The organism is Streptomyces sp. SBT349 (genome assembly GCF_001083795.1).
In the GTDB taxonomy this organism is placed as follows: Bacteria; Actinomycetota; Actinomycetes; order Streptomycetales; family Streptomycetaceae; genus Streptomyces.
On record NZ_LAVK01000029.1, the window covers coordinates 26,018 to 35,876 of the forward strand.

General features: G+C 70.7%; 11 protein-coding genes. 6 read left to right on the top strand and 5 right to left on the bottom strand.

The features are described from left to right. Positions 1 to 189: 189 nt before the first annotated feature. The 3 genes from ADY01_RS05995 to ADY01_RS06005 are packed head-to-tail and all read left to right on the top strand — an operon-like array spanning position 190 to position 1,548. Positions 190 to 1,068: a helix-turn-helix domain-containing protein gene (locus ADY01_RS05995; RefSeq protein WP_049566741.1), complete on the top strand. Its 879-nt coding sequence runs from the start codon at positions 190 to 192 to the stop codon at positions 1,066 to 1,068. Next, positions 1,065 to 1,301: a DUF397 domain-containing protein gene (locus ADY01_RS06000; RefSeq protein WP_049566744.1), complete on the top strand. Its 237-nt coding sequence runs from the start codon at positions 1,065 to 1,067 to the stop codon at positions 1,299 to 1,301. The genes ADY01_RS05995 and ADY01_RS06000 overlap by 4 nt, the downstream gene beginning before the upstream one ends. Positions 1,302 to 1,311: 10 nt before the next feature. After that, positions 1,312 to 1,548 carry a DUF397 domain-containing protein gene (locus ADY01_RS06005; protein ID WP_049566747.1) on the top strand — a complete coding sequence of 79 codons (237 nt, stop codon included), beginning with the start codon at positions 1,312 to 1,314 and terminating at the stop codon, positions 1,546 to 1,548. Positions 1,549 to 1,579: 31 nt separating this feature from the next. On the opposite strand, the gene ADY01_RS06010 is transcribed toward ADY01_RS06005, so the two are convergent. The 5 genes from ADY01_RS06010 to ADY01_RS06030 form a co-directional block, all read right to left on the bottom strand. Beyond that, on the bottom strand, positions 1,580 to 2,239 hold the full coding sequence (locus ADY01_RS06010) for a hypothetical protein (RefSeq protein ID WP_159000986.1): 660 nt from the start codon (positions 2,237 to 2,239) through the stop codon (positions 1,580 to 1,582). A 31-nt stretch (positions 2,240 to 2,270) separates the two neighbouring features. After that, the gene (locus ADY01_RS06015) at positions 2,271 to 3,047 is read right to left on the bottom strand and encodes a hypothetical protein (protein WP_159000988.1); all 777 of its coding nucleotides are present in this window, start codon (positions 3,045 to 3,047) and stop codon (positions 2,271 to 2,273) included. Positions 3,048 to 3,103: 56 nt separating this feature from the next. Continuing rightward, positions 3,104 to 4,318 carry a hypothetical protein gene (locus ADY01_RS06020; RefSeq protein ID WP_159000990.1) on the bottom strand — a complete coding sequence of 405 codons (1,215 nt, stop codon included), beginning with the start codon at positions 4,316 to 4,318 and terminating at the stop codon, positions 3,104 to 3,106. A gap of 34 nt (positions 4,319 to 4,352) precedes the next feature. Then, positions 4,353 to 4,661: a hypothetical protein gene (locus ADY01_RS06025; RefSeq protein ID WP_049566762.1), complete on the bottom strand. Its 309-nt coding sequence runs from the start codon at positions 4,659 to 4,661 to the stop codon at positions 4,353 to 4,355. A gap of 148 nt (positions 4,662 to 4,809) precedes the next feature. Next, positions 4,810 to 5,778 carry a hypothetical protein gene (locus ADY01_RS06030; protein WP_049566765.1) on the bottom strand — a complete coding sequence of 323 codons (969 nt, stop codon included), beginning with the start codon at positions 5,776 to 5,778 and terminating at the stop codon, positions 4,810 to 4,812. A 318-nt stretch (positions 5,779 to 6,096) separates the two neighbouring features. Between ADY01_RS06030 and ADY01_RS06035 the strand changes: the two genes are divergently transcribed. From ADY01_RS06035 to ADY01_RS06045, 3 genes are read left to right on the top strand one after another with little or no spacing between them, the layout of a single operon-like run. Further along, the gene (locus tag ADY01_RS06035; protein WP_049566771.1) at positions 6,097 to 6,366 is read left to right on the top strand and encodes a hypothetical protein; all 270 of its coding nucleotides are present in this window, start codon (positions 6,097 to 6,099) and stop codon (positions 6,364 to 6,366) included. Beyond that, positions 6,359 to 6,988 carry a DUF6879 family protein gene (locus ADY01_RS06040; protein WP_049566775.1) on the top strand — a complete coding sequence of 210 codons (630 nt, stop codon included), beginning with the start codon at positions 6,359 to 6,361 and terminating at the stop codon, positions 6,986 to 6,988. The genes ADY01_RS06035 and ADY01_RS06040 overlap by 8 nt, the downstream gene beginning before the upstream one ends. A gap of 10 nt (positions 6,989 to 6,998) precedes the next feature. Then, positions 6,999 to 9,428 (top strand): ATP-binding protein, encoded by a 2,430-nt coding sequence (locus ADY01_RS06045; RefSeq protein WP_049566809.1) that lies wholly within the window; start codon positions 6,999 to 7,001, stop codon positions 9,426 to 9,428. The last annotated feature ends 431 nt before the right edge of the window (positions 9,429 to 9,859 follow it).

Here is a 9,859-nt window from a genome sequence, read left to right on the forward strand (position 1 = left end):
ACCGCGCACGATCAAGGACTACGCACGGCATACGGACTGCTCCGCAGCGTGCACATCAGAGTGTGGTGCGTAACCACGTGAGTACGCAAGTCCATCGCTCGGATTCCTCCGATCGTGGCCTGGCGTGATCGCCTGACCCGCTACGCTGCTGGTGTCAGGGTCCGTCCATCCGCCCGCCGGGAGGCAGTTGTGTCGGCGAGCGTCAACACGAACGCGCTCCAGATCTTGCGTGACCTCGGCGACGAGCTGCGCGACGTCCGTATCGCCGCTGGCTACGCCTCACAGGTGGTTGCCGCAAAGAAGCTGAAGTGTTCGCAGAACAAGGTCAGTTACATCGAGCGCGGCAAGCGGTGGCCCGATGACGACCTGCTCCGCCGGATGTTCGACCTCTATGGCGTGGACGACGCGAAGCGTGCCGAGATCAGGGCACTGATCCGCGCGGGCAAGTCCATCCGGAAGCCCTGGTGGGAAGCGACCGAGTACCGCGAAGTCTTCAGCGGGGCGAGCATGCAGCCGTTCCCACTTGAGGACGCAGCAGAACGAGGCTGGTACCACTCCGGCACCTACGTCCCTGGGCTGCTCCAGACGAGGGCATACACGACGGCCCTGGTCTCATTCGGCCAGAGAGACGAGAGCGCGAGACATCGCGAGGTCTTCATCGATGCGCGGATGAGACGGCAGGACGTTCTGACACGCCCCCGTCCCCTGATTCTTCAGGCCACGTTCCTGGAGGCAGCCCTGCGGGCTGTCGTCGGCGGCCCCGAGGTCATGCGGGAGCAACTTCAGCAACTGCGGGGTACAGCCAGCCGCCCGAACATCACATTGCGTGCGATCCCGTTCACGGCGGGGGTTCCAGCGACTCTAGGCGCGCCCTTCACGTTGTTCGATTTCCCCGGTCCGGCAGATAATCGAAGCGTAGTCATCCGCGAGACCTCACGTTCCGACGAGGTGACGGAGGAAGCATCAGTAGTACGCATGATGCGCCGGAGATTCACCGACCTCGCGGAGTACGCGCTCAGCCCGAAGGACACCGTCCGCCTCATCGAAGAAATCGAGACGTCACTGTGAGCACTGAGAAGAACGACCTCTACGCTGAACCGCTCGACGGGGAGTGGATCAAGTCCAGCTACAGCACGACGAACGGTGACGCCTGCGTTCGGCTCATGAGGATCCACGGCGGGGTCGCCCTGGACGACTCCAAGTCCCCTCACCGCGAGCCCCTCCGCTACACCCCCACCGAACTCGCCGCGTTCATCCAAGCCGCCAAAGCAGGAGAGTTCGACCACCTCATCGACAACTGACGAGGGAGTCATGAGCACCGACAAGGACCAGCTCTACACCGCGCCGCTCAACGGTGAGTGGATCAAGTCCAGCTACAGCAACGGCAGCGGTGACGACTGCGTGCGTCTCATGAGGATCCACGGCGGGGTCGCCCTGGACGACTCCAAGTCACCCCACCGCGAGCCCCTCCGCTACACCCCCACCGAACTCGCCGCCTTCATCCAAGCCGCCAAAGCAGGAGAGTTCGACCACCTCATCGACAACTGAGCCTCGCGGGCCGCGCTTCCGGTCGGGGTGGCTAGCCGATTCCCTTGGCGGTGCGCAGGACGGGGGTGCCGGACTCCTCCAGGACGGTCAGGATCTCTCGATGGTCCGTGAGCCTGATCTCCGTCCACTCACCGCCTCTGGTCAGGATGTCGACGCCGGGGAATCCCCACACCCCCTTCCCCAGCAGTTCCTCGGCCAGTTGGATCTCCGGGAACGGGATGGCGGCGAGCTCGCCCCCCGGGGTCAGCACACGGATGCGCCCGTCGTGGTAGGTCACCACTCCGGCGTCCCTTCCGAGTTGGCCCGGTGCCGAGCGGGCCAGCCCTCGGTATCCGGGCATGGCCGAGACCGCCCGCTCCACGCGGCGCCGCCGTCGCGCGCGGAGGATGGTCTGCGGTAGGACGAAGGGCAGGCCGATCAGCACCAGCCACGCCGCGAGCGCCCAGAGCGGCACGATCCAGAACGGCTCGCCGTCCTGCGCCAGGGCGATCCCGCCCAGCAGGCCGAGGCCGAGGAAGACGGCGAAGGGGACGCCGAGGATGACGCCGGTCCGCGCCTTCGAGTAGGGCACGGGGTGTCGGGCGAGCGCGGCCAGCCCGTGCTCGCCGACGTGCGCGAGGGTGTGCCGCCGGCGCAGATCGGGTGGGAACTCATGGCGCGGCGTGTGCGGGAAGATCAACCTGCGCGTCATCTGCCTCTGCCCGCCTCTCTCTTGCGCACCGTCAGGGTGCCAGTTCCTTCGCCCCGGTGTCCGGCGCCGCCGCGCCGTTCCCCTCCGGTTCGCCATCGCCGCCCGCGAGCTTCGACTTACCGGCGATGAGGGCGATCAGCATGGCCAGCATCTCGTCCTGCTCCGGGTCCAGGCTGATACCCGTGACGAGCAGTCCGTACTCGGCGCCCGGCGCGAAGGCGAGCGCGGCGGCCATGCCACCCTGCGGAGCCTCGGCGACATCCTCGGGCAGGCCGCCGGGCGGTGTCAGGGACGTCCGGCCGATGACGCCGAGGCCAAGGCCCATCTCCGTCTCGTAGCTCTCGACATGGGAGACGAAGGCCAGTTCCGACTGCGGGATCATCCGTTTCAGCAGTGCCGTCGTGTCGATCTCGGGATTGACCTTCGGCAGCCGCATCGTGGTCACGAGTATCTGCCACAGGGCCGCCGCCCGGCCGTCGTCCGGCGGGACGCTGATGACGCCGTGGGTGAGGAACCCGTTGGACCACAGCCGGTCCCGCCACAGCATCAGCCCGTCGACGATCTCGGTGTGTCCCTCGCCCGGCATGTTCGGGAAGAGCCGCGGTATCACGTCCGCGTACCGGCGCCGGGCCGCCTCGGGGTCGGCCCCGTCCGCGAGGAAGTCGAACCAGTCGTTCGGCAGGTAGAGCAAGGCGGGAGGCCCGCCGCCGAAGATGTCCTCCTCCGGCGCCTCGTGTTCCCGCGCCTCGCCGCCCGAGGGGGCGTCTTCCCCGGGTCGCCCCGGTCCTCCTGAGTGGGATGCTTCCACGGTGTCGCCCCTCCCTGTGTGCCCCTGTGAACCCCTGTGGCGTGCGTGCGCGTGGCTCAATTCCTGGCGACCGGCGAACGGTTCCTCTCCCAGCCGGTGACGAACGTGCCGCGCAGATCCATCACCGTTCCGGTGTTGCCGAAGCCGTCCATGAAGCGCAGGCCCGCCGTGTTCGCGTTGGTGGCCCAGGTGAGTCCCATCACGCCGGGCAGCGCGCTGGCGCTGGTGCCGTTGCGCATGGCCCAGCCGAACACGCCGGGGACGCCGCCGAGCGACTGGGTCGCCCGCATGCCCGCCAGCGCGTTCATACCGATGTAGGAACCGGTGCCGAAGGCCAGGCTGGCCGCGGAGAGCAGGAAGGCGGGGTCGGCCAGCGCCGCCGTGAAACTGCCCGTCTCGCCCACCGCGGCAAGGTAGTTGGCGGCCATCGAGATCCCGGCCAGCGCCAGCGACACACCGCCGAGGAACTGGAGGCCCGGGATGAACGCCAGCAGGCCGGTGATGGAGCTGAGCAGGCCGGCGATGGAGCCGATCTTCGAGAGGATCGGCGCCAGTTCGGCCATCAGGTCGATGAACGCGGCGCCCAACTCGTCGAGCAGGTCCGTGAGGCCGTCCACGAGGTCGCCGAACGCGTCGCCCAGGCGGTCCAGGAAGCCGGGCTCGTTGGGCGCGAGGTCGATCGCGTTCTGAAGGCGGGCGGCGGCGTCCCTGCCCGCCTGGTCGTAGTCCGCTCGCAACCGCTCGGCGCGGTCCCGGAATTCGGCGAGCGCGGCGTCCGCGACGCGGTACGCCGTCTCGTGCCTCGAACGGGTCTCCTCGTTCTGCTCCTGTTCCCTCCGCTCCTCCTCCGACTCCGGCTCGGGTTCGAACGGGCCCGGCTCGGCCGGCAGGCCGTTCAGGCTCGCCTGAGCCGCCTCCCGGTCCGCCAGTGCCGCCGCCGCGTCCACCTCGACCAGGTCGGCCTGCCGCTGGTAGTCGCCCATCGTCACAAGCCAGTCGACGATCGCACGGTGGGCCTCGCTGAACGACTGGTACGCCTGCTGGACCTTCGGCTGGAAGTCCTCCCGCAGCATCCGCCGGAACTCCCGCGCCGTGCGCCCGCGCCACTCCCCCGCGTCGGCGCCGCTGAGCACGGAGTTCACTTCCTCCAGCACCTCGGCCGTGCGGCTGTACGCCTGGCCGATGGTGTCCATCGACTGCTGATCGCCGGGGCAGGGCACAAACCCCAGCGCCGGGAAGTCGCTGATGTGCGGCTTGCGCGGAAAAGACATCGGATCCCCCTCGTACCGACTGGTAAGGCCCCGGTCAGGAGCCCTCGTTGGCGGCCTGGAGCTCTTCGGCCAGGCTCAGGTCCAGCTTGTCGAACTCCTGCTCGACGCGTGTCAGGATCTCCGCGGCGTTGCGGGCGAACTCTCCGATCTGCCCGATGCCGTAGCTCCACTCGTCGCCGAACTCGCCCAGCCGGCCGGAGAGTTCCGAGACGCCCGCCTCGTCCGTTCCCACCTCTTCGATCGCCTCGGCCGGGTCGTTGAGGATGTCGGTGATGTGCGTCAAGTTCCTGCGCACCTCGGCGAGTACCTCGCCGTCGATGTAGAGATCGCTTCCGTCCCCCATGCGTTCCTCCTGACACGCTCGGTCACTGTGCTGTCGGTTCGGCATCCTGGTGACGCCCGCGAAAGAACGTTCGCTTCAGGTGCACAGGACGCGGCCGGCGGCGCATTGGTTCTCCGCAGGGCACATCCGTTGTTCCCCGGGCATGGCGCTACTGCGGGTTGCCGTTGGCGGTGAGGCGGTCGTTCATCTCCGTATAGGCGCGCTGGGAGTGGGTGTTGGCCGGGGCGTGGTGGAGCCGGAGGTAGTCGTAGAGGATCTGCACGCACCCGTCCCGGGTGGGGTAGGACGCGTCGGGGACCAGCTCAAGGCCCTGGGTGACCTCCATCAACGTCCCGTCGGCCGCGGCGTACACCGGGTGCCAGACGAGCCGCACCGCCGGATGGAGCGCCATGACCACGCGCAGCTGCGGGACTTCCTGCGCGATGAGGACGCTGTCGGGGTTGTACGACCGCAGAAAGATGTGGACGGGGCCGCGGGCGCGGTCCACGAACGCCTTGGACAGGACGTTCCACATCGGCGTCTTGAGCATCCAGTCCGAGGTCAGGGTCAACGCGTCGATCACGCCGCCGAAGGGAGTGGCCTCCAGGGGCGTGTGGCCCTTGGCGCGAGCGTAGTCACTGAGCTCCCTGCCACCCGACCAGAGGGCCAGCGTGGGGGTGTCGATCTCCAGATAGTCGCCGATGAGCTTCACCAGCTCCTGGTACCAGCTGTTCGACGCGCGGTGGTCGCGTTGTTCCTGGCGCTCGCTGAACGTCGCCATGGCCTCGTCGTTGAGCTGTCCCTGTTCGGCGATGCCACCGAGGACGAGCTGCCAGGCGGCGTCCGTGACGTCGTCGGGGAAGCCCACCCGAGCCATCATGTCGCGGAACGTGCCCCACTCGCCGTGCACGGTCGGGTCGGCGGCGTGCCGCCGCGCCTCCTCCCTGACCCCGGGCTGGGGCTGGCGCTGGAGCCAGCGCGTCACGGCCGCGTTGCCCGCCGTCCGCTGGAGGACGGCGAGCCCGGGGAGTCCGGGGAGCCCGGGGAGTCCGGCGGGGTGCGGCACCTGCCCGGTGGCGCGCTCCGGCGCCGCGTCCTGTGCCCGCTTGGCCGGTGCCGACGCGGGTATCGGCGGCACCGAGGGGGGCCTCGTTTCTCTCTCTCGCACGCGCTCCAGCCCTGTGAGTCTCCGTTCGGCCCCGACGGCCGGATGGCCCGAAAGGCCCGAGGCTAGGGCCTCGGCACGGCCCCCGCGAGGACCGAAGGGGCAGCCAGGAGGGCACGGCGGACCGGAGCTGCCAGCGGTGAGTGAAACGGCCTCCGCGCCGCTCCACCCGGCTGGTGCCGGACGGGGCCAGGCTGCGGCCGTCCCACCTTCGGGACATTGCTCAACGTGATGACCATCCCTACCATCAGTGATGGCGGCTGTCGCCGCCCCGATGGCAGGAGACCGAAGATGGCCCGTCCCTGGGAAGCGAATCCGTCCGCGTTATTCACCCGCCGCCTCGGCAAGTCGGCGGCGGAGCTGGGCACCACCGACGACGACGAGACGTGCCCGGACATCTGGCAGCTGGACAACGGAGACATAGCGGTGATCGGTCGTGACCTGACGGCCGCCTATCGGCAGCGCCTCCCGGAGGGTGTCAGCCTGAACGCCGACGAGCGGCTGGTCGTGATCCCCGGGGTCATGCTGAGTACGGCGAAGGCGGATATCCCGGATGCGTGAGACCTATCGCCTGGCCCTCGACACGGCGCCGGGCGAACGGCTGGGACTTCCGCACTACCGGGAGGAGTTCGCGGAGCGCCATCACCACGTCCGGGCCCGCGATTCGTGGAAGTTCGAGCGGCGGCAGCACTTCGTGGAGCTCAACAGCCCCAGCTACGACGCGTTCCGCGCGGGCCGGTGGGAGGAGTCCCTCCTGCTGATGGACAACAGGAGGGAGAGCCTTCGCGACGCGATGCGTGAGCGGCGGGAACAGGGGACCGTTTTCCACCGGGTGCGGGTGGTGGAAGAACCGCTGACTCCTTATCTCCAGTGGGAGTTGCGCTCTCTCGGCGTCCAGGCCGAGTGCGGGGCGGCGATTCGGGTCGTCCCCGGCGAGCGGGTGCGACGTTTCGAACAGTCCGGTGAGCTGCCGGAGGTGGTGGCCCTGGGCGGGCAGACGCTCTACCACGTCCTGTACACGCCCGAGGGCGTCGCTGAAGGGGCCATTCGCGTCGGCGACCCCGAACTTCTCGGGCAGTGGGAGGCGTTCATCGCGGATCTCTACGCGGACGGTGAGGACGTGACCTCGTACGTGGACCGGTATGTGGCCGGGCTCCCGCCGCCGCAGGTGGCTCGGAGGTAAGGCGACCATCATGGGCGAGAGAAACGACGGAAGAGACGAGGAGGCGCCCGGCGGCTCGCGCTCCGAGCTGTCGGGGGCCTCACGGGACGTCGTGCAGGCCGGGAGCGTCAGCGGAGGGGTGCACTTCCACACCGGCCCGGAAGACCTCCGCTCCAGCAGAGGCCCCAGGCCGCGTCAACTGCCGGGCGGAGTCGGCCAGTTCGTTGACCGGGTGGAGGAACTGGCCCTGCTCGACGCCGCTCTGCCGACCGGCCGGGACGGGCCGCTGACCATCTCCGTGTGCGTGATCGCGGGAACGGCCGGGGCGGGCAAGACGTCGCTCGCGCTGCGCTGGGCGCATCAGGTGGCCGACCGTTTCCCGGACGGGCAGTTGTATGTCAACCTGCGTGGATACGACCCCGGCCCTCCGGTGACCGCGTTCCAGGCGCTTCACCGGTTCCTGGCCGCGCTGGGGGTCGAGGCCGGGGCGATCCCCGACGATCTGGACGCGGCCGCCGCCCTCTACCGCTCGCAACTCGCCGACCGCCGGATGCTGGTGGTGCTGGACAACGCCTCCTCCGTTGCCCAGGTCCGTCCCCTGCTGCCCGGAGACGGCCACAGCCTGGCGGTGGTCACCAGCCGCAGCCGCCTGTCCGGGCTGGCCATACGGGATGGTGCCCGCCGCGTCACCCTCGGGACGCTGCCCGAGCCGGAGGCCGTTGCCCTGCTGAAGGCCATCACCTCCGGTTACCGTTCGGGCGACGACGCGGACAGGCTGGTCGAGTTGGCTCGGCTGTGCGCCCGCCTGCCGCTGGCTCTGCGGATCGCCGCCGAGAGGGCCGCCACCCACCCCCACCTCGGCCTGGACGATCTGATCGCCGACCTTCGGGACGAGTCCGCGCTGTGGGACGTTCTCAGCGCCGCGGACGCGGGGGACGAGGAGGAGGCCGAGGCCGTGCGCACCGTCTTCGCCTGGTCCTACCGGGCCCTGCCCGCCGAGGCCGCCCGTCTCTTCCGCCTGCTGGGCCTGCATCCGGGGCCCGAGATCAGCCTCGGGGCCGCCGCGGCGCTGGCCGAGCGGCCCCCGCGCCGCGCCCGCCAGGTGCTCGACACGCTCGTCGGCGCCCACCTGCTGGAGCAGACCGCGCCGAACCGCTACGAGTTCCACGACCTGCTGCGCGCCTACGCCACCGACCAGGCTCAGCGCGAGGAATCACCCGGGGAGCGCGAGGGCGCGCTGCGCCGCGTGCTCGACTGGTACCTGCGCAGCGCCGACGCCGCACAGCGCCGGATCAGCCCCGCGGAGGCCCGCGTTGCCCCCGATCCGCCGGACGGGGGCGACGCGCCGCCCGCCTTCCCCGACTATGACGCGGCCATGGACTGGTGCGAGCGCGAGTACGCCAACCTGCTGGCCGCCGTCCACGCCGCGGAGAAGGCCGGATTCGATCGGCACGCCTGGCAGTTGGCAGCCATCGTCTTTGTTTCCAGGCCGCCATCCGCCCCTCGGCTCATGTGGCTGCCCGTGGGGCAGACCGGCCTGCGCGCCGCGCAGAGGCTCGGCGACCGGGCGGCGGAGGCCGAACTCCTCTCCGACCTCGGCATGCTCCACCGGGGCCTCGGCCGGAGCGCGGAGAGCAGGGAGTGCCACGAGGCGGCCCTCGTGGTCCGCCGGGAGCTGGGCGACCGGGGCGACGAGGCACGCTGCCTCAGCCACCTCGGCCTCGTCCACCTCCAGACCAGACAACTGGCTGACGCCCGGCGGCGGTTCGCCGAGGCGATCGAGGTCTTCGCGGCGCTCGGCGCCGACCACTGGCTGGCCACCGCCCGGGCGAACCTCGCCGAAACCCTCCGTCAGGCAGGGGAGTTGGGCCAGGCTGCCGAGCAGGCGTCGTGTGCGCTGGCCGCACACCGGGCGGCGGGGAACGAGCGCGGCGTCGGCAACATCCTGCGCGTCCAGAGCGAACTGCTGCGGGAGAGCGGCCAGGTCGACGAGGCGCTGGGCGCCGCCCGGGAAGCCGTGGGGATCGCGCTGAGCCTGCGCCACCACGTCGCCGAGGCGTATTGGCTGATCGCTCTGGGACATGCGCAGCGGGCGGTGGGCAGGCACGGGGAGGCGCTGGAGTCGTATCAGCGGTCGGCCGCGCTGCACCGGCGGCTGGGGGACGGCGGTCGGGAGGCGCTCGCCTGGCAGGGCGCGGGTGAGACGTATCACGAGCTGGAACGGCCGGGCGAGGCCGCGGCGTTCCTCCGCCGGGCCGCCGCCGTACACCGCGAGCGCGGGGACGCCTGGCACGAGGCACTCGCGCTCGACGCGCTCGGGGCGGCCCTCGCCGACGAACACCCCGACGAGGCGCGGCGACTGTGGACCGAATCCCTGCGGCTGCTCGGCGCCTACGCCGACGCGCGGGCCGCGCGAACCCGCGACCGGATCGAGCGCTCGCGGCGGTCGCGCGGAGCCTGAGGCGACGAACAGCGCGCGGGCTCCACCCCGCGCCCCGCACGGCTCAGCCGATGAGGACGTCGGCCGGCGCGCGCCACTCCGCGTGGGGAACGGTGTCCGGGTCCGTCGGCCGCACAACGAGCACGACTTGGTCGGCGCCCGCTTCGAGGCGGCGCGTCAAGCGGGCGGCGACCGTGAGTCGATGTCGCCCCAGGCGGCCAGCCCGTCGAGCAGGCGGTCGCTCGTCCTCGTCGGAGAAGCCCATCCGGCGCGGATTCCGGGGGTAGCCGCCCGCGGCCCGGCCGGATGACGTCGCCTCCGGCGCACGTCCCCGGGCCTCCGCGCCACGGAACCGCCCCGTCCGGGCCAGGTCTTCCCGGACAGGGCGGGGCCGGGCTACTTCACGCCGTCTCCGTCTCCGCCGCTGGGCTGGGGGGCGCGGGCGGCCTCGG